Source organism: uncultured Algibacter sp., from assembly GCF_947495675.1.
GTDB lineage: Bacteria > Bacteroidota > Bacteroidia > Flavobacteriales > Flavobacteriaceae > Algibacter_B.
Window position 1 is genome coordinate 73,655 of record NZ_CANLZX010000017.1, and the last position, 23,053, is coordinate 96,707.

A 23,053-nucleotide genomic window follows, 5' to 3' on the forward strand; every position below is an offset into this window, starting at 1 on the left:
ATTATATTTAACTTTTTGTGCTGTAATTTTTTAATTCTTCGTTTATTTCTAAAAACATTTTCTCTACGTCTTCAATATATTTTGAATTTGAATAAGATTTTTTGAATGCCTCAGAATATTCTTTTGCTGTTTCCAAACGTTCTTTTTTAAGGTATACTAAACCTTTTTGAAGCGATCTTTTAATTTCTACACTATTAACTGCTAACTTATAAGCAGAATCTAATCTATAAAATAGGGCATCTTCACGAAATTTTGAACCTGGAAATTCAAATATAAAATTATCAAATGATCTTACAGAAGCAGGGTAATCAGAAATTTGATTAAACTGTTTTGCAATTTCATATGCTTTCTTCTCTAGTTTTAAATCTAATTCTTGTACTAACTTACTTGCATCAGAAACATATTCGGAATCTGGAAAAACATTTATAAACTCTTGAAGTTTTTCAATTGCTGCTTTAGTTTCTGTTTGATCTTTACTATATATTGGTGATAATTGATAAGCACTTTTAGCACTTAAATATGATGCCTCTTCTAATTTTTCACTTTTAGGATAACTTGATGCAAAACGTTCAAACTGATAGCCTGCAACATAGTAATCTTTCATTTCATAAAATGATTTAGAATACAAGTACATTAATTTTTCAGCTTGGGGTTTGCCCCTATAGTTAGGTACTATTTGAGCAAAAAGTCTATTTGCTTTACCAAACTTACCTGCATTATACAACTCTTCGCCCATTTTAAACTTAGCTGCAATAGCGCCTTCACCATCAGCTTTTAAAGCCTTTTGATATTCACTACAACTGCTAAAAACAGCAAAAAAAACTAAAATGTAAAAAAATTTGTTCATAGATTTTTAATACAGCACGCAAAAATACGCTATTATTATGAATTTAAAAAATATTATTTCATGGCTAAAATAATAGCAAAAACTCAGTAATTATAAGGTTTAAGTAATATTTAACAGATTAAAACTTGTTTACAAAATCTACTATTTTTGCTTTAAGGTTAGTAGAGGCTGGTACTAGTGGTAATCTTACTGTATCCCTACATAAATTTAATGCTTCAAAAACAGCTTTAATTCCTGCAGGATTATTCTCTTCAAAAATATATCCTATTACATCCATAAGTTTAAAATGCAATTTATATGCAGCTTTAGCTTCTCCTTTTAAGCCTAAACTAATCATCTCTGAAAATTCTTTTGGAAATGCTTGACCTATTACTGAAATAACTCCTGATCCTCCAGCTAAAGTAACTCCTAAAACTAAATCATCATCACCAGAAATAATTAAAAAACCTTCTGGTTTATTCTTTATTAATTCGTAATACTGACTCATATTATTTCCTGCTTCCTTAACACCAACAATATTTTTAAAATTGTTTGCTAAACGCAATGTAGTTTCAACCTCTACATTTTTTGATGTACGGCCAGGTACGTTGTACAATATAACATCTATTGGAGATGCTTCTGCAATAGCTTTGAAATGCTGATAAATACCCTCTTGTGTTGGTTTACTATAATATGGAGAAACTGATAATATAGCATCTATTTCGCTTAAATCAGTAGATTTTATTTCTTCTATAACAAGAGATGTATTATTACCTCCTATCCCCAAAACTAATGGTAACCGACCATTATTTGCTTTTATAATAGTTGCAGTAACTGCCTTTTTTTCTTGTTTAGTTAGGGTTACACTCTCCCCTGTTGTTCCGCAAATTACTAGATAATCTGTTCCATTATCTATATTATAATTTACAATATTAGTTAATGCTTCGTGATCTATACTTAAATCTGAATTAAATGGTGTAACTAACGCAACTCCCGTTCCTACAAACTTATTATTCATTACTACTTATTTTTTTAAAAATGGTTAGGTATTTAAACACTTCTTCTTTAAAAAGATCGAACTGCTTTAAATTTGTTTTAATAATTAAATCATTCAAACGCTCATCAGACTGTAAAATTCCAATTTTAAATTTTGCTTTAGATTCAGCTGTTATTAACTTCAATTCTAATATTTCTTTGTCGTAATAACTAATCAAAACATCAAATTCTGTTTTTAAAAAATTTTTCAGCTCTGAGTTATGTATAGCTCCTTTCCAACCAAAATCTTTAGGATTGTAACATTCGTCCCAAGAATGCAAATCTTCTTTTTTATTAGAAGAATAAGCAATAATTTTTAATCTATTTGGTCTTACATTTATATAACCAGCTAAATTCCTAAAGGCCTCAAAATCATTAAATTCATCAATATTTAAGATAACACCCAGACTTAAAACCTTATTATTGTTAAATTCAACAAGTCGACTTGTTAACAATTTGTCTAAGTACTTTTTATTAGATTTTTCTTTAAAACCCTTTAAAATCATTTATCTTTATCGTTTGCGCAAAGGTAGCAAAAGTACATTCAAATTATATATTTTAATATGAGGTTTACACATTTCTTTTTTTTGTTATATTTTTTGGTTTTTCTAAATTGTAAACAAGAAAAATTGCAGCTTTCAAAAATTGAAGGTGTTCAAATTCCAATTACAGATTCACTTTCTTTAGACCCTGAAATAGATAGCTTTATAAAACCTTACAGGGATAATATTAAAAAAGATCTAGATAGTGTTTTAGCATATTCAGTAAGTACTTTTTCAAAAAATGATGGAGATTTAAATACAGCATTAGGTAACTTTATGGTTGATGCTATTTATAGCGAAGCTAATCCAATTTTTAAAAGTAGAACTGGAAAAGACATTGATATGGTGATTTTAAATAATGGTGGTATTAGGGCTACTTTAAATAAAGGTAATGTATCTAAAAGAACCGCTTTTCAATTAATGCCTTTTGAAAATGATATAGTAGTAGTCGCTTTAAAATCGAATCAAATTGATAGTTTGATACATTATCTAACCAGAGCAAAAAGAGCGCATCCAATTTCAAAATTAAATTTAATTGTAGATAAAGATTACAATGTTTTAGATGCCAAAATAAATGGCAAAGACATCCATAAAAATAAAATCTATCATGTTGCTACTAGTGACTATTTATATAATGGTGGAGATAACATGACCTTTTTTAAACCTAACGACACCATTTATAGATTAGATTATAAAATTAGAAATGCTTTAATTGATAAGTTTATAAAACTTGATACCATAAAGCCTGAAATTGACAATCGTTTTATTCAGATAAAATAAATTATGAAGCGTAGAAATTTTATACAAAAAGCATCAGCAGGAACAGCTTTAGTCTCTCTTGGAAGTTTAGGGTTACAATCTTTTACTAGTACTTTTAAAAGCACAAAAATTACTATTCTACACACCAACGATGTGCACAGCCATATTGATGCTTTTGGTCCGGAAGATAAAAGAAATGCTAATAAAGGTGGGGTTGCAAGACGTGCTACTTTAGTTGAAAATATTAGGAACGAAAATCCAAATACATTATTATTAGATGCTGGAGATATTTTTCAAGGCACACCTTACTTTAATTATTATGGTGGTGAATTGGAATTTAAACTTATGAGCAAATTAAAATATGACGCCGCCACAATTGGTAATCATGATTTTGATAATGGAATTGATGGTTTATATGCGCAACTTCCTTATGCTGAATTTCAATTTGTAACAGCAAATTATGATTTTTCCAACACCATAATGGATACACACACAAAACCCTATAAAGTTTTTAAAAAAGATGGTATTAAAATAGGTGTTTTTGGCTTAGGTATTAAACTAGATGGCTTGGTTGCACCAAATATGTTTAAAGAAACGAAATATTTAGACCCAGTAGAAATTAGCCAAGACATGTCACGAATATTAAAAACCGAAGAAAACTGTGATTTGGTTATTTGCTTATCGCACTTAGGGTATTATTATAAAAACAACCCTAATAAAATAAGCGATTTAAATTTAGCAAAAGCGACCAAAGACATAGATTTAATTATTGGCGGCCATACTCATACATTTTTGCCAAAACCTACTATAGTAAAGAATATTGAAGGCAAAAACATGTTAGTAAACCAAGTTGGCTGTTATGGAATTAATCTTGGTAGAATTGATTTTTATTTTGATTCTGATAAAAATAAATCTGCAAATGGTACTTCAATTATAGTTTAATTAAATGGGTGTTTGTTAAGGTTTTTAGTTAAGTACGTCTAATATTAAATAAAGACCTAACTAAACAAACCAATTATGAAAAAACACATTCCTTTAATATTGCGAATAATTGTAGCTATTATTTTAATACAAACTTTAAGATTTAAGTTTACTGCTCACCCGGATAGTGTTTACATCTTTGAAACTGTTGGATTAGAACCAATTGGTAGAATTGGCATTGGCATTTTAGAATTAGTTGCTGGTGTTTTATTGTTAATACCAAAAACAGTTTGGGCTGGAGCTCTTTTAACATTAGGCATTATAGGAGGAGCAATTGTATTACACTTAACACAATTAGGAATTGAAGTTAGAAATGATAATGGTGTCTTATTTAGTACCGCTGTACTAACATTTATGCTATCTGCGATTATCCTGTACTTTTATAAAAAAGATATTCCGTTTATTAATATCAATTAAATTATTCTACAAAAACAAACTCTTCCTCTTTATTTATAATATTCAATAACTTTGATTGTTGGTAGAAGAAATAAAACGCTCCTAACGCAAGAGTTGTTCCTAAAAAGTTTAACAAACAGCGTTGTGCTACATATATGTAAGCAATATCCATTACCTCAGAAAAAACAATACACAATGCTCCTAAAAACAGGTATAGTGCTTTTTTATTATCTCTATAAAAATAATTTAATAATGCAATTGATAATAAAGTTAGCACTACAACATTATATGTTAACTCCAAATAGTAATCACTTTCAAGAATTAAATTAGGATTTATTATGGCATGTATAACGTAAAGCAAATAAATATTTAAAATAGTTAATACCAATACATGCATTTTTAAATGTTTTAAAACATGTTTATAGTTAATAGACATACCTATTTTAAAAACAAGAAACATATATGCTAGTATATATAGTGAGTTACATACATAATACTCAATGTCATATAAAAATTCTGATCCATAATTAGGCAAATTAACTATTATTATGCCTAAAATATCTGAAAGGGTATAACTAATTAAAAACAGCCAAAACAATTTACTTTTTGGTTTAATAAATAACGAATAAAAGACAGTAATAACTGGTACAATTAATGACTGAAAGTAGAAAGCAATCTCTTCCTTTCCGCCAAATTCAAATATGGCAAATAAAAAATAGCAAATTAATACAAAACCAACCAAGACTTTCGACTTGTACATGAGAGTATTTTATTGTTGAAGTACAAATATATACAAAAAAAACTATTTAACGTGTTTTATTTACACTTTATCGATAAAAATATCAATTTACTGTATTTTTTGTAAGAATTCAATTTCGCTAATCAATTTTACACCAAGTTTTTCTGCTTTATCTTTTTTACTTGGCCCCATACTATCCCCTGCAACAATGTAGCTAGTTTTAGAAGAAATAGAACTACTAACCTTCCCGCCATTATCTTCAATAAGTTTTTTCAACTCAGTTCTTGATACTTTATGAAAAACTCCAGATACAACAACAATATCACCTTTTAGAAGCTCTGTTTGCCCACTTAATGCCTCTGCAGACATTTCTAACTGAACACCAAAATCTTTTAACCTATTAATTATAACTATATTTTCTTCAGCGTTAAAAAAATCATTTACACTTTCTGCTATTTTAACACCTATTTCATCAACATTAACCAAATCTTCTTTAGTAGCTGCAATTATAGCATCGATACTTTTATAATGCTTAACTAATTTTTTTGCCACAGTTTCACCTACATATCTAATACCTAAAGCAAACATGACACGCTCAAAAGGTATTTTTTTAGAAGCTTCTATTCCTTGAATTAAATTTTCGGCACTTTTTTCTGCCATACGTTCTAAAGGAATTACTTGTTCTTTAGTTAATTCATATAAATCTGAATAATTAGATATTAACCCCTCATTAACTAAAAGCGCCACAGTTTCACCTCCTAAACCATCAATATCCATTGCTTTTCTAGATATAAAATGCTGAATTCTACCAATAATTTGAGGATTACAACCATTATAATTAGGGCAGTAATGTTGTGCCTCTCCTTCTTGCCTAACTAGTTCTGTATTACATTCTGGGCAATTTGAAATATATTTTGTAGGTTGAGAATTTACAGGACGTTTTGCTAAATCTACTCCAAGTATTTTTGGAATGATTTCACCTCCTTTTTCTACATAAACTTCATCTTCTACTCTTATATCTAATTTTTGTATCTGGTCTGCATTATGTAGCGATGCTCTTTTAACTGTTGTACCAGCTAATTCTACAGGTTCTAGGTTAGCTACAGGAGTAATAGCTCCCGTTCTCCCAACTTGGTAAGTAATACTATTTAATCTTGTAGAAACCTGCTCTGCTTTAAACTTATAAGCCATAGCCCATCGTGGTGCTTTAGCAGTATAGCCTAATTCTTCTTGCTGCTGTAAATTATTAACTTTAATAACTACACCATCTGTCTCATAAGGTAAATCGTGACGATGTATATCCCAATATTCAACAAACTCTAAAACTTCATCAATCGAATTAGCGATTTTAGCAGCACTAGGTACTTTAAAGCCCCATTGCCTAGCTTTATCTAAACTTTCAAACTGAGTTTTTACACCTAAATTAGAGCCTGTTAAATTATAAAGCAAGCACTCTAACGGACGTTTAGCAACTTCTGCACTATCTTGTAATTTTAAACTTCCTGAAGCTGTATTTCTAGGATTTCGATATGGTTCTTCCCCTATTTCAATACGTTCTTCATTCATTTTAATAAATCCTTCGTATGGCAAAACAATTTCACCTCTTATATCAAATTTTGGAGGATAATCACCTTTTAATTGTAATGGTACCGATTTGATTGTTTTAATATTAGCAGTTACATTATCACCTTGAAACCCATCGCCTCTGGTAACCGCTTTCACTAAATTACCATTTTCATAAGTTAAACTAATTGAAGCACCATCATATTTTAACTCGCAAGTATATTGTATATCGCCATCTACTAACTTTTTTAAGCGAGTCTCCCAATCTTGTAAATCTTCTTTAGAATAAGAATTATCTAGAGAGTACATACGGTACTCATGTACAGTTGTTTCAAAATTTTTAGTCACTTCGCCTCCCACGCGCTGCGTAGGTGAGTTTTTATCAAAAAATTCAGGATGTTTTAATTCTAATTCCTGGAGTTCTTTCAGTTTTATATCAAAATCATAATCTGAAATGGTGGCATTATCAAGTACATAATAATTATAATTATGCTCTCTTAATTCGTTACGAAGGTTTATTATTTGTTGCTCTATAGTACTCATTAACTTTTAATTCCTTTTATCATTCTATCTTTTTTAAAGATATCTTGTTTTAATTCTATATTCTTAAAATTATTATCATGTAACAATTCAATCATGTCGTTTCCTAAATATTCATTGATTTCGAAATACAACACCCCATTTTCTGTCAAATTTAAAATAGCAAAGCTTGTAATAGCTTCATAAAAAAGTAATGGATTATTGTCTTTTACAAATAATGCTAAATGCGGTTCGTTTTCTAAAACATTAGGTTTCATAAACACTTTTTCTTTTTCGCGCACATAAGGTGGGTTAGATACAATAATATCAAACTTTAAATCACGAATACTTTTTGTTTTTAAAATATCTGCTTCAACAAACTCAACATCAACAGCGTTTAATTTAGCATTTTGTTTAGCAACTTCTAAGGCTTTTTTACTTACATCTAATGCATAAACCTTAGCATTAGGTAAATTTTTAGCTAACGAAATAGCAATACAACCACTTCCGGTACCAATATCTAAAATTTTAATTGTGGCATTATTTGCTGTTTGTTTTATTACACGCTCAACCAACTCTTCGGTTTCTGGTCTAGGAATTAAAACATGGTTATTAACTTTAAACGGTAACCCATAAAATTCTGTTTCACCAATTATATATTGAATTGGAACATGGTCTCTTAAAAAACTTAGCGATTCAAGAATTTTTTCAGGATCATCAATTGCAATTGTTGGATCCATAGCCAATTGAATTTTTGTAACATCAAAATAGTCATGAATCAACATATAAAAAAAACTATCAACTTCATCTTCGCCATAAATAGCATCTAAATCATCGTGGAATATATTTTTAAGGTGTTTTAATTTCATTTGTACATTTTATAAATCTTTTATCAACCATATCCCACAAGAATAATGTCCTGTGTTACCAAGTGCGTTATCTAAATGCTTAAAACCGTAACTTTCATATATATGTATTGCCGCCTTAAGTTGGTGTGCAGATTCTATATAACATTGCTTATATCCTAAATCCTTAGCTGCTTTTAAACATGCTTCAAATAAAGCTTTACCAAAACCTTTACCTCTTACTTTAGGTAAAAAATACATTTTTTGAATTTCACATATTTCAGTTTCAAAATTTTTCAAAGGTTTTATACCGCCTCCACCTAAAACAACACCATCTTTATCAATTACATAATATACTTCATTTGCTTTTTGATAAGATTCAAACATACTCTGTGTTTCTGCATCAGTATAAGCCGTCCCCTCTAAAGGGATATTAAATTCGTGAAAGCACCCTCTAATAACCTGTTCTATTTGCTCATTATCTTGAGGTTCAATTTCTCGAATAACTATAGTATCTTTACTCACTTTAATTAGCACTTTTAAAGTAGTGAAGATACATTAAATCGAAAAAAATCAGAATGAAAAAACTTATAATCTTATCAACAATCTGTATTGCTTTAATTAGCTGCTCTGTAAATAAAAAACCAGAATTTATTGGAGTAGAAAATATTAAGGTTTTAGAATCGACTTCAAAATATATTACTTTTACTGCTAATGCTAAATTTATAAATCCAAATGATATTGGTGGCGAGTTACAAACAGATGAAATTAAAGTATTTGTAAACGACAATGAAATGGCATCTGTCTCTACTGAGAAATTTGAAGTTCCTGCAAAAAAAGAATTCTCAATACCTTTAAAAACAAACGTCCCTACTGATAGTCTTTTTAGCAATAAAAGTCTTGGTGGCTTAATTGGAAGTTTATTTAGTAAAAAAGTTAAAGTGCAGTATAAGGGTGAAATTAAATATAAAGTTTTAGGGTTTTCACATTATTATAATATTGATCAAACTGAAAATGTAAAAATTAAATTCTAATATTGACAAATCACGAAACTTACATAAAACGCTGTATACAAATTGCTAAGAATGGCCTAGGAAACACCAGACCAAATCCCATGGTTGGTAGTGTAATTGTATATAAAAATAAAATTATTGGCGAAGGTTTTACTAGCCCATATGGTGGTAGCCATGCTGAAGTTAATGCTATAAATTCAATATCTAATAAAAGTCTATTAAAAGAAGCCACGCTATATGTAACCTTAGAGCCCTGTTCGCATTTTGGAAAAACACCACCTTGTAGTGATCTTATAATAAAACATAAAATACCTAATGTTGTTATTGGTTGTATTGATGATAATAAAGACGTTGCAGGTAAAGGCATTAAAAAATTAAAAGATGCTGGTTGCCATGTAATTGTTGGTGTTTTAGGTGATGAATGCAAAAATCACCATAAGCGATTTTTTACATTTCATAATAAAAAAAGACCCTATATAATATTAAAGTGGGCCGAAACTAGCAATGGTTTAATTGCCCCAAAGAGTAAGAGTGCGCAAAAACCAGTTTGGATTACAAATACATTTTCAAGACAATTAGTTCATAAATGGCGTGCAGAAGAGCAAGCGATTTTAGTAGGCACCAATACCGTTATAGAAGATAACCCAAGTTTAACAACAAGAGATTGGGTTGGTAATAATCCTATTAGAATAGTCATAGATAAACATGAAAAACTTTCAAAAAAACATACAGTAATTAATACTGAAGCAGAAAGTATTTTAATATCAAAAAACAACATCGATTTTTCAAAACCTGTTGCAAAACAAATTTGTAATTATCTATTTGAAAAAAATATTAACTCAGTAATTATTGAAGGCGGGGCCAAAACACTTCAAACTTTTATTGATGAAAACCTTTGGGACGAAGCTAGAGTTTTTACTGGGCAATCATCATTCAAAAAAGGTATTAAAGCACCAAAATTTAACGGAAAACTACAGTCTGAAGAAAACATACTTACAGATACACTTAAAATATATATTAATGATTAAAACCCTAATTTTCGATTTTGGTAATGTATTTATTAATTTAAATCTTGAAGCAGCCTATAATCATGCCTTAGAAAAATTTCAAATTGAATCTCTTTCAGAGGAAATGCTAGGCTTTAATAGCTTTTATGAGCAAGGACTTATATCAACTGAAGAGTTTTTAGACTTTTATTCTCAAAACTTTCCGAATTTATCTAATGAAGAACTCATAGATGTTTGGAATTATATGCTCAAAGATTTTCCAAAACAACGCTTAGACTTTTTAAAAGAACTTAAATCAAATTCAAACTATAAATTAATATTATTAAGTAATACCAATGCACTCCATATAGATTTTATTAAAACAAACGTTTTGTTTTTTGATGAATTTAAAGATTGCTTTGACACCTTCTACCTTTCGCATGAAATAAATTTGGTAAAACCCAATCAAGATATATTTGAATTTGTTTTAAATGAAAATAACCTTATAGCTGGTGAATGTTTATTTATAGATGACAACAAAGACAATATCTCTACAGCAAAAAATATGAATTTTAAAACTTGGCATATTAATCCAGAAACGGAAGATGTTATTACTCTGTTTGAAACTAAAAAAACTTATTTTAAATAATATTGTTAGCAACAGACACATATAAAACTATAGAAAGCATATCTGAACCTGTGTTATTCAAAGACAAGAATAGCAAGTTTTTTGGTTACGCATTTCCTGTTTTAAATGAAGAAGATGCAAAAGACTTTCTTGAAGAGTTAAAAAAAGAACACCATTCTGCAAGGCATTGGTGTTATGCTTATCAAATGGGTACAGAAACCATAAATTATCGTGTAAATGATGATGGCGAACCTAGCAATACAGCAGGCATGCCAATTTATGGTCAAATCCAATCTTTTAATGTTACAAATATTTTAATTGTAGTAGTTAGGTATTTTGGTGGAGTTAAATTAGGCGTTGGTGGTTTGATAAATGCATATAGAACAGCTGCTCAAATGGCGCTTGAAACTTCAACCATTATTGAAAAAACAATAAATATTGAATATCTCATTTCTTTTGATTACAAAAATATGAATACTGTAATGCGTAAAATCAAAGAAAAGCGAATAAATATTATTAATCAAGAATTAGAAATGGATTGTAAAATAACAATTTCTGTAAGAAAAAATGAATCTGAAGCAATTTTTGAATTATTTAATCGACTTTATGAAATTGATATAAAAATGAAATAATTATTCTTTGAGTAGGTCTAAAATATAATTTGGAGCTTTTGTTGGTCTTCCTGTTTTCATGTCTACAAATACTAAAACGGTACTTGCAGTAGTTAAAATCTCTCCAGCCTCATTTGTAATTTCGTACTCAAATTCAATCTTAGCAGTTGGCTTATTTTTTAGTTGAGTTTTTACATTAATTACATCATCATAACCTGCTGATTTTTTATAGTTTATGTTTAAAGAAACTACTGGCAACATAACACCACTTTCTTCCATAGATTTGTAGGAAACTCCAAGTTTTCTTAACCATTCAATTCTACCCATTTCAAGATATAATGCATAATTGCCGTGGTAAACCACTCCCATTTGGTCTGTTTCACCATATCTCACTCTTATTTGTATTTCATCGATTTTCATAAGTATTATTGAATATTTTTTTGTAGTTTCGACAAGAGGTTAAACATGGGGAAAAATTTCTTAATATTCAATAGAAATTCATTTTTTTTTTAAGAATTTTGTTCACATATTTGCCACACGAAAAAAGGGGGTTATGAAATTTATTTTCATATAAATTCTAATTAAAAAACACAACAAAAATTAAAAAATGAGTGTAACTGCGCAATCGGTTTGGAACAACTGTCTTGATTTTATAAAGGATAATATTCAGCCGCAAGCATATAAAACTTGGTTTGAACCAATAAAAGCAGTTAAGCTTACAGATACCTCGTTAAGCATTCAAGTACCTAGTAAATTCTTTTACGAATGGCTAGAAGAACATTATGTTAAAATCTTAAAAGTTGCACTTACAAAAGAATTAGGAGATACTGCCAGACTTGTTTACATTATAAAAATGGAAAACACTTATGGTAACAAACAACCTTTTACTGAAAAAATTCCTAGTTCTAATAGAGGTGCATTAAAATCACAAGATGTTGATGTTCCTTTAAAAAATAAAAGCCCAGAATTACGTAATCCATTTGTAATTCCTGGTATAAGGAACGTAAAAATTGAATCTCAACTTAATCCAAATTATAGTTTCGAAAACTTCTTAGAAGGTGATTCTAATAGATTAGCACGAAGTGCTGGATTAGCTGTTGCAAATAAGCCGGGTGGCACATCTTTCAATCCACTATTAATTTTTGGTGGTGTTGGTTTAGGAAAAACTCACTTAGCACACGCTATTGGTGTTGATATAAAGGATAAATATCCAGAAAAAACAGTTTTATATATTTCTGCCGAAAAATTCACGCAACAATATATTGATGCTGTAAAGAAAAATAACAGAAATGATTTTATACATTTTTATCAAATAATTGATGTATTAATTATTGACGATGTACAATTCTTATCTGGTAAATCTGGTACACAAGATGTCTTTTTTCATATATTCAATCACTTGCACCAAAACGGTAAACAAGTTATTTTAACTAGTGATAAGGCACCTGTTGATATGCAAGACATTGAGCAACGTTTATTATCTCGTTTTAAATGGGGACTGTCTGCAGAATTACAAAATCCAGATTTTGAAACCCGTGTTTCTATATTAAAAAACAAATTATATCGTGATGGTGTAGAAATGCCAGATGATATTATTGAATATGTTGCCAAAAACATAAAATCTAATGTTAGAGAGCTTGAAGGCGCAATTATTTCTTTAATTGCACAATCTTCTTTCAACAAAAAAGAAATTACACTAGAGTTAGCTCGTCAAATTGTAGAAAAGTTTGTAAAAAATACAAAACGCGAAGTTTCTATAGATTACATACAAAAAGTAGTATCAGATTATTTCCAAATGGATATTGATACATTACAATCTAAAACAAGAAAACGTCATATTGTTCAAGCTAGGCAATTAGCCATGTTTTTTGCTAAAAAATTCACTAAAGCTTCTTTGGCTAGTATTGGTTCGCAAATTGGAAAAAGAGATCATGCAACAGTACTACATGCTTGTAAAACAGTAGACAACTTATCATCAACCGACAAACAATTTAGAAAATACGTTGAAGATATAGGTAAAAAACTTTCTATTTAAGTTACACACTAGTTATCATGACTAAAATTTTAATGGTTTGCTTAGGAAACATTTGTCGTTCTCCTCTTGCTGAAGGTATATTAAAATCAAAACTTTCAAACGATTTTATAATAGATTCTGCAGGAACAGCCAATTACCATAAAGGAAGTTCTCCAGATAAACGTTCAATTGCTATTGCTAAAAAATACGGTTTAGATATCTCTAACCTTAAAGGCAGACAATTTGTTATTTCTGATTTTGATTCTTTTGATTTTATTTATGTAATGGACGAATCAAATTATCAAAATGTAATTAAATTAGGAAGATCAAAAGAAGATTTTGATAAAGTAAAATACATTTTAAACGAAGTTTACCCAGGAAAAAACTTTGAAGTTCCAGATCCTTATTACGGAGGTGATCAAGGTTTTGAAAACATTTATCAAATGTTAAATGAAGCTTGCGAAAATATCGCTAACAATTTATTACACAACAATGACTAACAAGACAGGTAAATTATACTTAATCCCTACAACATTAGGAGATAACGAACCCTTAGAAGTATTACCTATTACTGTTAAGCAAACAATTGATACAATTGATACTTTTATAGTAGAGAACGATAAAACAGCTAGACGTTTTATAAAAAAAATTAGTCCAGATAAATCGCAACCATCTTTAAATATGTTTCATTTAAATAAGTTTACTGAAGCAACTGAAATACCATCATTTTTAAACCCATGTTTGCATGGTATTGATGTAGGCTTACTATCTGAAGCTGGTTGCCCAGGAGTTGCAGACCCTGGCGCAGATATTGTTAAATTAGCACACCAAAAAAACATAAAAGTAGTGCCTTTAGTTGGTCCGTCTTCAATTTTAATGGCTATGATGAGTTCTGGAATGAATGGGCAGAGTTTTACTTTTAATGGCTACCTTCCTATTGATAAAGGTGAACGTAAAAATGAAATTAAAAGATTAGAACGTTTATCGTTTGAGCAAAATCAATCACAAATATTTATTGAAACGCCTTATCGAAATAATAAAATGCTAGAAGATCTTTCTGCTGTGCTAGAAAACAATACTGACATTTGTGTTGCGTGTGATATTACTTTAAGTACCGAGTTTATAAAAACACAGACTGCCAATCAATGGAAAAAAAATAAGGTAGACCTTCATAAAAGACCTACCATATTTATAATTCATAAAAGCTAATTTTTAAATAGCTTTTGCTTTCTTGTTTGGTTTAACAAAGGAAGTATCGTAACCAGAAAAACGTTTCATGTAGTTATGTATTGTTGTACCATAACCATCTGCAAAATTATCTAAACCGTAACTTCTTAAGTATTTTTTTACACTTCCAGGACCTGCCAGGTGAGCTGCTGCTAAAATACCAGATTCTGTAATTATTATACCATTGATTCGCTTTCCAACAAAATTCTTAATATCACGTCTTAAAATCCATTTATTACGAGCAGAGTTAGCAATAAAAGCTTTTTCTTGTAATTTTGGGTTCTTTAAAAATTTTGATGGATTGTGAATTCCAATAAGCTTTAGTGTTTCAGATCCAAATTGATACTTCCCTAAATAACCATAAGTGTTAACCGAAGTGTAATCACCACCAGACTCTTTAAAAGCTAGTGCTTCTTTAAAGCCAACAAATGATTTTCCTAAATAAGGTGAAAATTCAAAGTCTGAATCTTTTAATGCAGAATGTTTATCATTCACAGAAGCATCAATACTTACTGTGTAATTTAAGTCTAAACCCTCTGTTGAGTACTTACTTAAATCTATTGTTTCATTTGACTGAAACGAGACATACAATAGTGTTAATATTGTAAGCGTAATTGATACGTAACTTGCAATATTTCTTACCATAATTTTAAATTTTTTCAGTATATTTTTTTATTTAATACACCTTGAAATTTGAGCGTGCAAAAGTAATACTTTTTTTAATAACTTCAAAATTAATCGATTATCGACTATCTTTAATAGTAGAATAGATGAAATACAGCCCTTTTTTTATTAAATTCTAAAGTCGGCAACGGTATTTTTATCATATTAAAAACATTAAAAATAGACTTCAATAATTTTGAATTAGTATTAATTGCATTCAAATTTAAATCAAAACTTAAATAGTACTGCCTATAGCGCTGATTAGTTGTTAACACCTGATTGTCAATATCTTTTGTTCCTGTTAGCATACCTTCTGCTCCATAGCCTACAGCTACATTTAACCATTTAGGTATTTTGCTTGTTTTAAAGAATGCATGCAAATTAGCACTAAGCCAATATGTTTGCCCATTATAATCTTTCAAAATTTGTTCTAAATACGTTTCTCCTAGCTTATCTGGACGTTGCTTTGCAAATTTTGTTTGATGAAAAGAGTATTTTAAAGCAATTCGTTGCTCTTTCCATAATAAATCTTGACCAACATACAACCCAGTTCCTGCTCCATTGGCTAAAATATCTCCCCATGAAAATCCCCACTCTTTTGAATATCCATCAAGAATTTCAACAGCAGACAAAAAGGTAAAACCTAAAGTGGCTCCATACAATAATTGGTCTTTCTCACTTACTCCACTCCAGTTTAAAAGTTGAGCGCCATGTTTACCAAGTTGATATGATGTAAAAACATGTCCTAACTTATCCATTTGTAACCACTCATTATTATCATTAATAGTATGAAACTTTGAACGCTCAAAATCTTTATACCATAATTGATTTAATCCTATAAGGGTTAATGTGCCTAAAGAAGCTTGAGAAATTACAACAGCATTTCGCCTAGGTTTATTAAGTGAATCACTAGGTGTTAAAAACTCATCAAATTTAGATTGAGAAAAGGATAATGTAGATAATAAAACAAAAAATATAATATGTTTTACTACAGAAAAACGCACTACCTATTTATGCCTTGAGATGACAAATAACGCTGGTATTCTCTAGCATTAACATTATGCTGAGACAATGTTTTAGCAAACTTATGAAAGCCTAAACGCTTGGCATCAGCAGCAAAATATAAATACTTATGTTTTTCATGATTTAATACAGCATCAATTGCTGAAATATCTGGCATAGCTATAAGCCCAGGAGGTAAGCCTCTATTTTTATAAGTATTATAAGGCGACTCTATATCTTTATGAATATTAAGAACACGTTTTATAACTGTATTCTTATATTCTGGAAGTTTATAAGCTGCAAATTTTAAAGTAGGATCTGCTTGAAGCGGCATACCAATTCGTATTCTATTCATGTAAACACCAGCAATTCTTGGCTGTTCTGAAGCTTGTTTTGATTCTTCATAAACGATAGATGCTAAAGCAATTACTTGATCTTGAGATAAGCCAATATCGTGTGCTTTTTTAATTCTTGCATCTGTCCAGAAACGCTTATACTCTTTTAGCATACGCTCTCTAAAAGACTCTGCCGATGTATTCCAGAAAAATTCATAACTATTAGGTAAATACATACCTAATGCCGTTTCTTCTTTAAAATTATTTTTAGTTAAAAAAGAAGCATCTTTCATGGCTTTTAAAAGTGATATACTATCTGCTTCAATTTCTTGTGAAACACGTCCTGCTAGTTTTTCTAATGTACTTTGATTATTAAAAGATACTTTTATTGGTAAATTTTTACTCCTAATGGAATTTATAATATCATTGTTTGTCATTCCTTTTTTTATTTGGAAACGACCTGCTTTAATATATTTAGTGTATTCTTTTCGTTCTGCTAAATCATCAAAAGACTCAATATCTTTTAATAAAGGTTCTAGTTGCTCGCGAACTTCTTGATAACTTGCACCTGTTGGCACAAAAATATAAGCTGCTTCGTTATTAAAAGCGGTATTAGGTTTTAACATCGCTTTATAAACAAAATTCGCAAAAAATGCAGCCACTATAAGGCCAATAATTACAATTGCTAAGAGTATTTTTTTTATGTACATTTAATTATTAATAAGCTGATATAAATATTCGTTTTTATAAGAACCATTTACATAGTTCCAGTCTTTTTTTAATCCAATTTGTTTAAAACCTTGGTTTGAAAACAATTTTACACTAGCACCATTGTCTTCTGATATGTTACAGTATAACTGATGTAAATCTAAATGTTTAAAACTGTAATCTATTAGTAATTTTAGAGCTTCGCGGCCGTAACCTTTTAATCTGTCATTAGGCTCTTTAACTAATATACCTACTCCTGCCCTTCTGTTTTTAAAATCGAAATCGAATAAATCAATCATACCCAAAGCTAGGTCATTATAATTCGAAATAACTAATCTTAATTGTTTTACTTCAAAAATATCTTTGTGTGCATGCTCTAAATATTGTTTAATTAAAAATTTAGAATATGGTGTTTGGGTATTACTAATTTCCCAAATAGACTCATCGTTTTCTATGGTATGAATAAACTCCAAATCTTCGGGCTCTAAAGCACGCAAATATATATTTTCGCCTTTTAGAGTTATCATATACTACCTTTAAAAACAAGTTTTGCAGGACCAATAAGCCATACATTTTTATAGGTGTTATTTTCAACTTCAAAAGATACATCTAATGTGCCACCTTCAACATTTAAAGTAATTTGGGTTTTATCGGTTTCTCCTAAATGATGCATAGCTATGGCTACAGCAGTTACTCCTGTACCACAAGATAGAGTTTCATCTTCTACCCCTCTTTCGTAAGTTCTAACTCTAAAAGTAGTATTGGATTGTTTGTTTACAAAATTAACATTGCTTCCAGCTTCATTATAAGGCTCGCCATAGCGAATGGCAGCACCTTTTGTTTTAATATCGAATTCTGCAATGTCTTTTTCAAATTGTACATGATGTGGCGATCCTGTATTTAAAAACACATGATTTTTATGCGTTTCAACAGTATTAACATCTAACATTTGAAGCTTTACAATATCGTCTTTAATGCTTGCATGGTGTAAACCATCAATTGCTTGAAATATAGCTTTATCTTTTATTACGCCTAATTGCTTTGCAAAGGCGACTAAACAACGGCCACCATTACCACACATAGTACTTTCATTACCATCGGCATTGTAGTAAACCATTTTAAAATCGTATTCTGGATGGTTTTCTAATAAAATAAGGCCATCGGCACCTATGCCAAAACGTCGGTCGCATAAAAACGCAACGTGTTTGGTATCTTTTTTGTTGAATGTTTGTTGACGATTATCAATCATCACAAAATCATTTCCTGTTCCTTGGTATTTGTAAAAAGTCTGTTGCATATTGTATAGCAAAGATAAAAGAAGTGATTTAAATTTTATGTTGAATTTTAAAAACTTGATAATAATTTAAGAATATGATTTAAAAGCGCGTTAGGGATTGAAGTGGAAAGCCCACAGCGAGGCGCGAGCGCGGACTTGCAACAAAAAGCCCGACCCTTGTGGTAACGCCCAAAAAATTATTTTTAGGATTGTTAAATGGTCGTTAAAGTTCACGTTAAAAAAAGTTAAAACAGTAAACTCAATTCAATAAATAATTAATTTTAATCGTTAATTAAACTTAAACGAAAATTATGAAGAAGATTATAACATTAGTATTGGTTTCGGCTTTAGGTGGTATTTTTACATTAGGAGCCTACAAATTATTTTTAGAAGAAGAAAAACCTGTAATTGTAGCACAGGAAAACACCAATTCGGCATTTTTACCTACCAACAATAGCCACATAAATGCATTATTTAAAGCTGAGGAGACTATTGATTTTACAGTAGCTGCTGAAAATACTGTAAATGCGGTAGTACACGTAAAAAATGTAACTTTAAGTTCTGGACAATACACATTACAGGATTTATTTTCTGGTAGAAGTTCTGAGCGTGCACAAATGGGAACCGGATCTGGTGTTATTATTAATTCTGATGGTTATATTATTACCAATAATCATGTTATTAAAAATGCACATGAATTATCGGTAACTTTAAATAACAATAAAACCTATACTGCTGAATTAATTGGTGCCGACCCAAAAACGGATATTGCTCTTTTAAAAATTGAAGCAGATGAGGACCTACCATTTGTAACCTTTGCAGACTCTGATAATGCTAAAATTGGCGAATGGGTGTTAGCTGTTGGTAATCCTTTTAACTTAACAAGCACAGTTACAGCGGGTATTATTAGCGCAAAATCTAGAGATTTATCGGGTACAAGCAGACAATCTTTTATACAAACAGATGCCGCTGTAAACCCTGGTAATTCTGGTGGTGCGCTTGTAAATACTAACGGCGAATTGGTTGGTATTAATACAGCAATTACATCGCAAACGGGTTCTTATGTGGGGTATTCCTTTGCTGTACCTAGTAATATTGCCAGAAAAGTTATTGAAGATATTATGGAGTACGGTAACGTACAAAATGGTATTTTAGGTATACAAGGTGGTGCTTTAAATAGTATGATGGCTAAAGAAATTGGCGTTACAGATACCGAAGGTGTTTATATTGATAGTGTTGTGGAAGACTCTGGAGCTGAAAAAGCTGGTATTAAAAAAGGCGATATTATTAAAGAAATAGATAATATTAAAGTTTCTAAATTCTCTGATTTAACAGGGCATTTAAGTGCTAAACGCCCTGATGATGTTGTAAATTTAAAAGTATCTAGAAATGGCGATATGAAATCGATTGCTGTTACACTTGCAAAAAATGATACGTTTACAATGCCGCTAGTAGGAAGAATAAAAAATGCAAAATCTGCCGATCTTAAAAAATACAATGTTACTTATGGTGTTAAGATTACAGAACTAAATTCTAAATATGCCGATTATTGGAAAAAAAACGGTATTGAAGCTGGTTGTATTATTACATCTATTAACGATATGAAAGTTAAAAGTGTTGATGATGTACAAACTGCTTTAAAATCACAATCGGATAATGACTCATTACGTTTAGAAATTATTAATTCAAATGGTGATTTAGAACGTTATAATTTTAGATAAAAGTCTTCATTTATCGAATTAATTAACCCTTCAAATATATAAATTTTTGAAGGGTTATTTTTTTACTATTATAGCTTACGAAAACGTTTGAAATATAGTATTTTTGACAAAACTAAACACACAAACTAAACTATTTAAGCAATGGGTTCTAACAAAACTTATGAAAAAGAATTAGCCTTTCAAGCAGACCGTAGAAAAGCTACTGTCGAATTTATTAAAACGGTAAGCGACTTATGGTATGACAAATCCATCGAATTGGTTTTATTTAGAAATCAATTAATTGATAGAAATGTAAGTCAGATTTTAAATTTACATGAGTATGCAGGTAAATTTGTTCAAAAACCAATTTCTATTTTTGATTCTGTTGAAATAGCACAAGCTATTAAAGCACTTCATGTGCCTCCAGCAAAACTAGATATTGGAAAACTTACTTATGAGTATCATTTAGAAGATAATAAGCATAATAATGCCAAAGCTTTTGTCGCTAATAAATTAAAAGATGCCAGTAAAAATGGAAGTATAGAGCCTAAAGATGTGGTGCTTTATGGCTTTGGTAGAATTGGCAGATTGGTAGCAAGAGAACTCATGACCAGAACTGGCAAAGGTAGCCAACTTCGTTTAAGAGCTATTGTTACTAGAGGCACCATTGATGCTAAAATACTAGAAAAAAGAGCTTCTCTTTTGCGTAACGATTCTGTTCATGGCGATTTTCCGGGCACAGTAGCTGTCGATATTAAAAATAACGCGCTTATTATTAATGGTACAACGGTTAATATTATTTCTGCAAATTCTCCTGAAGATATTGATTATACAAAATTTAATATTAATAATGCCTTAGTTATTGATAATACAGGTGCGTTTAGAGATAAAGAAGCTTTAGGTAAGCATTTAAAATCTAAAGGTATTGATAAGGTGTTATTAACAGCACCGGGAAAAGGGATTCCTAATATTGTACATGGTGTTAATCATAGAGAATATAATCCAGATGAATTAGATATTTTTTCTGCTGCATCCTGTACTACAAATGCTATAACACCGGTTTTAAAAGCTGTAGAAGACTCTTTTGGTGTAAAAAGCGGCCATTTAGAAACCATACACGCCTATACAAACGACCAGAATTTAGTGGATAATTTTCATAGTAAATACCGACGCGGAAGAGCTGCCGGATTAAATATGGTAATTACCGAAACAGGTGCTGGAAGTGCCGTATCTAAAGCATTACCAAGTTTAGAAGGCAAACTAACATCAAACGCTATTAGAGTGCCTGTACCTAACGGATCATTAGCAATACTTAATCTAGAATTAAAAAATAAAACATCGCTTAACGGTGTAAATACCATTTTAAAAAAATATGCTTTAGAAGGCGATTTGGTAGAGCAAATTAAATACGAATTAAGCGACGAATTAGTATCTAGTGATATTGTAGGTAGCTCTGCCCCATCTATTTATGATAGTAAAGCCACAATTGTACGTAAAGATGGCAAAAATATTGTTTTATACATTTGGTACGATAACGAATATGGCTATAGCCACCAAGTTATAAGACTAGCAAAATATATTGCTAAGGTGAGACGTTACACCTATTATTAATAAAAAAAAGAATTAAAATCTTTTTTTAAATTTAAATCGTATATAAATTAGCCTCATTTAATGAGGCTTTTTATTGATTTATAATCAATTAATAAACAATATTTTATAAATTCGCAAACCAAATAGAACCAAAACCAGTTTAAAATGAATCCTATCAAATCATTATTTTTAATAGTATTTTCATGCCTAATTAGCTTAACCTCATTCTCTCAAGAAACTCAAGATGATGACCAATTATCGCTTTACAAGAGCTCCATTGATAATCAATTTGAATACATTCTTAAAAAATCTGGGAATTTTAAAGGTACCAATGGGCAAGCTTACGAGGCCGTAAAACGCAGCATGTTTTTGGCACTAAGAGCACATACTCTAGATTCGCTTAAAACAGTACATAAAAACCTAACTGAAACACAAGCGGTGGTTAAAACGCAAGCTAAAGAAATTTCAGATTTAAAAGCCAATCTTTCTAATACTAAAACAGACTTAGATAAAACCAATTCTGAGAAAAACAATATGGCTTTGTTTGGTATGCAAATGAGCAAAATTAGCTATAACGTACTTATGTGGTCTATTATTGGCGCTTTATTAGCCTTACTTATTTTCTTTATTTATAAGTTTAAAAACAGTAATGCTATTACTAGAAAAGCGAATCATGATTTAGCAGAAATTGAAGAAGAATTTAACGAGCACCGCAGAACGGCTTTAGAGCGTGAACAAAAAGTGAGACGCCAATTACAAGACGAAATTAACAAACAGAAAAAGGGATAATAACACGCCTTTTTGTTTTAAAAATATATAAAATCTGTAATGTTTCATTACAGATTTTTTTATTGAACCAAACTTGACTTTGTAATAATTTTCAACTAGATTTGTTTAACGTTGGATATAAAACATTAAAACGTTTGATATCCACGAATCATTAAACAAAATTAAAAAACAGAAATACCTCAAAAATAAAAAAGCAAGCTATTAAATAGCTTGCTTTTTCTGTTTGTTAGTGGGGAGAGCAGGATTCGAACCTGCGAAGACGTAGTCAGCAGATTTACAGTCTGCCCTCGTTGGCCGCTTGAGTAT

Annotated in this window: 26 protein-coding genes and 1 tRNA gene; 13 read left to right on the forward strand and 14 right to left on the reverse strand. The window is 30.1% G+C overall.

The window, feature by feature from the left end:
- Positions 1 to 7: 7 nt before the first annotated feature.
- The 3 genes from bamD to Q0842_RS12440 form a co-directional block, all read right to left on the reverse strand.
- A complete protein-coding gene (bamD, locus tag Q0842_RS12430; RefSeq protein WP_298498489.1) occupies positions 8 to 847 on the reverse strand; it encodes an outer membrane protein assembly factor BamD in 840 nt (279 codons plus the stop codon).
- A 118-nt stretch (positions 848 to 965) separates the two neighbouring features.
- Positions 966 to 1,844, reverse strand: coding sequence for a 4-hydroxy-tetrahydrodipicolinate synthase (dapA, locus tag Q0842_RS12435; protein WP_298498491.1), 879 nt, complete (start codon positions 1,842 to 1,844; stop codon positions 966 to 968).
- Positions 1,837 to 2,367: a hypothetical protein gene (locus tag Q0842_RS12440; protein ID WP_298498493.1), complete on the reverse strand. Its 531-nt coding sequence runs from the start codon at positions 2,365 to 2,367 to the stop codon at positions 1,837 to 1,839. The genes dapA and Q0842_RS12440 overlap by 8 nt, the downstream gene beginning before the upstream one ends.
- 123 nt (positions 2,368 to 2,490) lie before the next feature.
- Here Q0842_RS12440 and Q0842_RS12445 point away from each other — a divergent pair, with 123 nt between their 5' ends.
- The 3 genes from Q0842_RS12445 to Q0842_RS12455 all read left to right on the forward strand — a co-directional run bounded on the left by Q0842_RS12445 (position 2,491) and on the right by Q0842_RS12455 (position 4,560).
- Entirely contained in the window at positions 2,491 to 3,183 is a 693-nt protein-coding gene (locus tag Q0842_RS12445) for a 5'-nucleotidase (protein ID WP_366941125.1), read from the forward strand.
- A gap of 3 nt (positions 3,184 to 3,186) precedes the next feature.
- Positions 3,187 to 4,104 (forward strand): bifunctional UDP-sugar hydrolase/5'-nucleotidase, encoded by a 918-nt coding sequence (locus tag Q0842_RS12450; RefSeq protein WP_298498497.1) that lies wholly within the window; start codon positions 3,187 to 3,189, stop codon positions 4,102 to 4,104.
- Positions 4,105 to 4,179: 75 nt separating this feature from the next.
- On the forward strand, positions 4,180 to 4,560 hold the full coding sequence (locus Q0842_RS12455) for a DoxX family membrane protein (RefSeq protein WP_298498499.1): 381 nt from the start codon (positions 4,180 to 4,182) through the stop codon (positions 4,558 to 4,560).
- Between the two features lies 1 nt (position 4,561).
- On the opposite strand, the gene Q0842_RS12460 is transcribed toward Q0842_RS12455, so the two are convergent.
- The 4 genes from Q0842_RS12460 to Q0842_RS12475 all read right to left on the reverse strand — a co-directional run bounded on the left by Q0842_RS12460 (position 4,562) and on the right by Q0842_RS12475 (position 8,730).
- Positions 4,562 to 5,299 carry a hypothetical protein gene (locus Q0842_RS12460; protein WP_298498501.1) on the reverse strand — a complete coding sequence of 246 codons (738 nt, stop codon included), beginning with the start codon at positions 5,297 to 5,299 and terminating at the stop codon, positions 4,562 to 4,564.
- 87 nt (positions 5,300 to 5,386) lie between these two features.
- On the reverse strand, positions 5,387 to 7,384 hold the full coding sequence (gene ligA / locus Q0842_RS12465; RefSeq protein WP_298498503.1) for an NAD-dependent DNA ligase LigA: 1,998 nt from the start codon (positions 7,382 to 7,384) through the stop codon (positions 5,387 to 5,389).
- Positions 7,384 to 8,229: a peptide chain release factor N(5)-glutamine methyltransferase gene (prmC, locus tag Q0842_RS12470; protein ID WP_298498505.1), complete on the reverse strand. Its 846-nt coding sequence runs from the start codon at positions 8,227 to 8,229 to the stop codon at positions 7,384 to 7,386. Before prmC ends, ligA begins: the two co-directional genes overlap by 1 nt.
- A gap of 9 nt (positions 8,230 to 8,238) precedes the next feature.
- Complete coding sequence (locus tag Q0842_RS12475; RefSeq protein WP_298498507.1) at positions 8,239 to 8,730, reverse strand: GNAT family N-acetyltransferase; 492 nt, start codon at positions 8,728 to 8,730, stop codon at positions 8,239 to 8,241.
- 53 nt (positions 8,731 to 8,783) lie between these two features.
- Between Q0842_RS12475 and Q0842_RS12480 the strand changes: the two genes are divergently transcribed.
- Genes Q0842_RS12480 through Q0842_RS12495 form a run of 4 tightly spaced genes read left to right on the forward strand, consistent with a single transcriptional unit; the run spans position 8,784 to position 11,464 of the window.
- Positions 8,784 to 9,239, forward strand: coding sequence for an LEA type 2 family protein (locus Q0842_RS12480; protein WP_298498509.1), 456 nt, complete (start codon positions 8,784 to 8,786; stop codon positions 9,237 to 9,239).
- Positions 9,240 to 9,241: 2 nt separating this feature from the next.
- Positions 9,242 to 10,246, forward strand: coding sequence for a bifunctional diaminohydroxyphosphoribosylaminopyrimidine deaminase/5-amino-6-(5-phosphoribosylamino)uracil reductase RibD (gene ribD, locus Q0842_RS12485; protein ID WP_298498511.1), 1,005 nt, complete (start codon positions 9,242 to 9,244; stop codon positions 10,244 to 10,246).
- Complete coding sequence (locus Q0842_RS12490) at positions 10,239 to 10,853, forward strand: HAD family phosphatase (protein WP_298498513.1); 615 nt, start codon at positions 10,239 to 10,241, stop codon at positions 10,851 to 10,853. Before ribD ends, Q0842_RS12490 begins: the two co-directional genes overlap by 8 nt.
- A gap of 2 nt (positions 10,854 to 10,855) precedes the next feature.
- A complete protein-coding gene (locus Q0842_RS12495) occupies positions 10,856 to 11,464 on the forward strand; it encodes a YigZ family protein (RefSeq protein WP_298498515.1) in 609 nt (202 codons plus the stop codon).
- On the opposite strand, the gene Q0842_RS12500 is transcribed toward Q0842_RS12495, so the two are convergent.
- Positions 11,465 to 11,863, reverse strand: a complete 399-nt coding sequence (locus Q0842_RS12500) for a thioesterase family protein (protein ID WP_298498517.1) — start codon at positions 11,861 to 11,863, stop codon at positions 11,465 to 11,467.
- A gap of 187 nt (positions 11,864 to 12,050) precedes the next feature.
- Between Q0842_RS12500 and dnaA the strand changes: the two genes are divergently transcribed.
- The 3 genes from dnaA to Q0842_RS12515 are packed head-to-tail and all read left to right on the forward strand — an operon-like array spanning position 12,051 to position 14,666.
- Positions 12,051 to 13,478, forward strand: a complete 1,428-nt coding sequence (gene dnaA / locus Q0842_RS12505) for a chromosomal replication initiator protein DnaA (RefSeq protein ID WP_298498520.1) — start codon at positions 12,051 to 12,053, stop codon at positions 13,476 to 13,478.
- A 17-nt stretch (positions 13,479 to 13,495) separates the two neighbouring features.
- Positions 13,496 to 13,957, forward strand: a complete 462-nt coding sequence (locus Q0842_RS12510; protein WP_298498523.1) for a low molecular weight protein-tyrosine-phosphatase — start codon at positions 13,496 to 13,498, stop codon at positions 13,955 to 13,957.
- Positions 13,950 to 14,666: an SAM-dependent methyltransferase gene (locus tag Q0842_RS12515; RefSeq protein WP_298498526.1), complete on the forward strand. Its 717-nt coding sequence runs from the start codon at positions 13,950 to 13,952 to the stop codon at positions 14,664 to 14,666. The genes Q0842_RS12510 and Q0842_RS12515 overlap by 8 nt, the downstream gene beginning before the upstream one ends.
- Positions 14,667 to 14,669: 3 nt before the next feature.
- On the opposite strand, the gene Q0842_RS12520 is transcribed toward Q0842_RS12515, so the two are convergent.
- The 5 genes from Q0842_RS12520 to dapF all read right to left on the reverse strand — a co-directional run bounded on the left by Q0842_RS12520 (position 14,670) and on the right by dapF (position 18,689).
- Positions 14,670 to 15,329 (reverse strand): peptidoglycan-binding protein LysM, encoded by a 660-nt coding sequence (locus Q0842_RS12520; protein WP_298498529.1) that lies wholly within the window; start codon positions 15,327 to 15,329, stop codon positions 14,670 to 14,672.
- 110 nt (positions 15,330 to 15,439) lie between these two features.
- Complete coding sequence (locus Q0842_RS12525) at positions 15,440 to 16,351, reverse strand: DUF2279 domain-containing protein (RefSeq protein ID WP_298498532.1); 912 nt, start codon at positions 16,349 to 16,351, stop codon at positions 15,440 to 15,442.
- Complete coding sequence (mltG, locus tag Q0842_RS12530) at positions 16,351 to 17,394, reverse strand: endolytic transglycosylase MltG (protein WP_298498535.1); 1,044 nt, start codon at positions 17,392 to 17,394, stop codon at positions 16,351 to 16,353. The genes Q0842_RS12525 and mltG overlap by 1 nt, the downstream gene beginning before the upstream one ends.
- Positions 17,395 to 17,919 (reverse strand): GNAT family protein, encoded by a 525-nt coding sequence (locus Q0842_RS12535; RefSeq protein ID WP_298498537.1) that lies wholly within the window; start codon positions 17,917 to 17,919, stop codon positions 17,395 to 17,397.
- Entirely contained in the window at positions 17,916 to 18,689 is a 774-nt protein-coding gene (dapF, locus tag Q0842_RS12540; protein WP_298498539.1) for a diaminopimelate epimerase, read from the reverse strand. The genes Q0842_RS12535 and dapF overlap by 4 nt, the downstream gene beginning before the upstream one ends.
- Positions 18,690 to 18,979: 290 nt before the next feature.
- On the opposite strand from dapF, the gene Q0842_RS12545 reads away from it, so the two are divergent.
- From Q0842_RS12545 to Q0842_RS12555, 3 genes are all read left to right on the forward strand, one after another.
- Positions 18,980 to 20,389 carry a trypsin-like peptidase domain-containing protein gene (locus Q0842_RS12545; protein ID WP_298498541.1) on the forward strand — a complete coding sequence of 470 codons (1,410 nt, stop codon included), beginning with the start codon at positions 18,980 to 18,982 and terminating at the stop codon, positions 20,387 to 20,389.
- Between the two features lie 141 nt (positions 20,390 to 20,530).
- Positions 20,531 to 21,979: a glyceraldehyde-3-phosphate dehydrogenase gene (locus Q0842_RS12550; protein WP_298498544.1), complete on the forward strand. Its 1,449-nt coding sequence runs from the start codon at positions 20,531 to 20,533 to the stop codon at positions 21,977 to 21,979.
- Positions 21,980 to 22,123: 144 nt separating this feature from the next.
- Positions 22,124 to 22,747 carry a tRNA (guanine-N1)-methyltransferase gene (locus Q0842_RS12555; RefSeq protein ID WP_298498546.1) on the forward strand — a complete coding sequence of 208 codons (624 nt, stop codon included), beginning with the start codon at positions 22,124 to 22,126 and terminating at the stop codon, positions 22,745 to 22,747.
- A gap of 230 nt (positions 22,748 to 22,977) precedes the next feature.
- On the opposite strand, the gene Q0842_RS12560 is transcribed toward Q0842_RS12555, so the two are convergent.
- Positions 22,978 to 23,053, reverse strand: a tRNA-Tyr gene (locus tag Q0842_RS12560).

What these genes read in the sequence shown, in the direction of transcription:
- bamD (WP_298498489.1), bottom strand. Translation starts at nt 847, where the DNA reads ATGAACAAATTTTTTTACATTTTAGTTTTTTTTGCTGTTTTTAGCAGT.
- dapA (WP_298498491.1), bottom strand. Translation starts at nt 1,844, where the DNA reads ATGAATAATAAGTTTGTAGGAACGGGAGTTGCGTTAGTTACACCATTT.
- Q0842_RS12440 (WP_298498493.1), bottom strand. Translation starts at nt 2,367, where the DNA reads ATGATTTTAAAGGGTTTTAAAGAAAAATCTAATAAAAAGTACTTAGAC.
- Q0842_RS12450 (WP_298498497.1), top strand. Translation starts at nt 3,187, where the DNA reads ATGAAGCGTAGAAATTTTATACAAAAAGCATCAGCAGGAACAGCTTTA.
- Q0842_RS12455 (WP_298498499.1), top strand. Translation starts at nt 4,180, where the DNA reads ATGAAAAAACACATTCCTTTAATATTGCGAATAATTGTAGCTATTATT.
- Q0842_RS12460 (WP_298498501.1), bottom strand. Translation starts at nt 5,299, where the DNA reads ATGTACAAGTCGAAAGTCTTGGTTGGTTTTGTATTAATTTGCTATTTT.
- ligA (WP_298498503.1), bottom strand. Translation starts at nt 7,384, where the DNA reads ATGAGTACTATAGAGCAACAAATAATAAACCTTCGTAACGAATTAAGA.
- prmC (WP_298498505.1), bottom strand. Translation starts at nt 8,229, where the DNA reads ATGAAATTAAAACACCTTAAAAATATATTCCACGATGATTTAGATGCT.
- Q0842_RS12480 (WP_298498509.1), top strand. Translation starts at nt 8,784, where the DNA reads ATGAAAAAACTTATAATCTTATCAACAATCTGTATTGCTTTAATTAGC.
- Q0842_RS12490 (WP_298498513.1), top strand. Translation starts at nt 10,239, where the DNA reads ATGATTAAAACCCTAATTTTCGATTTTGGTAATGTATTTATTAATTTA.
- Q0842_RS12500 (WP_298498517.1), bottom strand. Translation starts at nt 11,863, where the DNA reads ATGAAAATCGATGAAATACAAATAAGAGTGAGATATGGTGAAACAGAC.
- dnaA (WP_298498520.1), top strand. Translation starts at nt 12,051, where the DNA reads ATGAGTGTAACTGCGCAATCGGTTTGGAACAACTGTCTTGATTTTATA.
- Q0842_RS12510 (WP_298498523.1), top strand. Translation starts at nt 13,496, where the DNA reads ATGACTAAAATTTTAATGGTTTGCTTAGGAAACATTTGTCGTTCTCCT.
- Q0842_RS12515 (WP_298498526.1), top strand. Translation starts at nt 13,950, where the DNA reads ATGACTAACAAGACAGGTAAATTATACTTAATCCCTACAACATTAGGA.
- Q0842_RS12520 (WP_298498529.1), bottom strand. Translation starts at nt 15,329, where the DNA reads ATGGTAAGAAATATTGCAAGTTACGTATCAATTACGCTTACAATATTA.
- mltG (WP_298498535.1), bottom strand. Translation starts at nt 17,394, where the DNA reads ATGTACATAAAAAAAATACTCTTAGCAATTGTAATTATTGGCCTTATA.
- Q0842_RS12535 (WP_298498537.1), bottom strand. Translation starts at nt 17,919, where the DNA reads ATGATAACTCTAAAAGGCGAAAATATATATTTGCGTGCTTTAGAGCCC.
- dapF (WP_298498539.1), bottom strand. Translation starts at nt 18,689, where the DNA reads ATGCAACAGACTTTTTACAAATACCAAGGAACAGGAAATGATTTTGTG.
- Q0842_RS12545 (WP_298498541.1), top strand. Translation starts at nt 18,980, where the DNA reads ATGAAGAAGATTATAACATTAGTATTGGTTTCGGCTTTAGGTGGTATT.
- Q0842_RS12550 (WP_298498544.1), top strand. Translation starts at nt 20,531, where the DNA reads ATGGGTTCTAACAAAACTTATGAAAAAGAATTAGCCTTTCAAGCAGAC.
- Q0842_RS12555 (WP_298498546.1), top strand. Translation starts at nt 22,124, where the DNA reads ATGAATCCTATCAAATCATTATTTTTAATAGTATTTTCATGCCTAATT.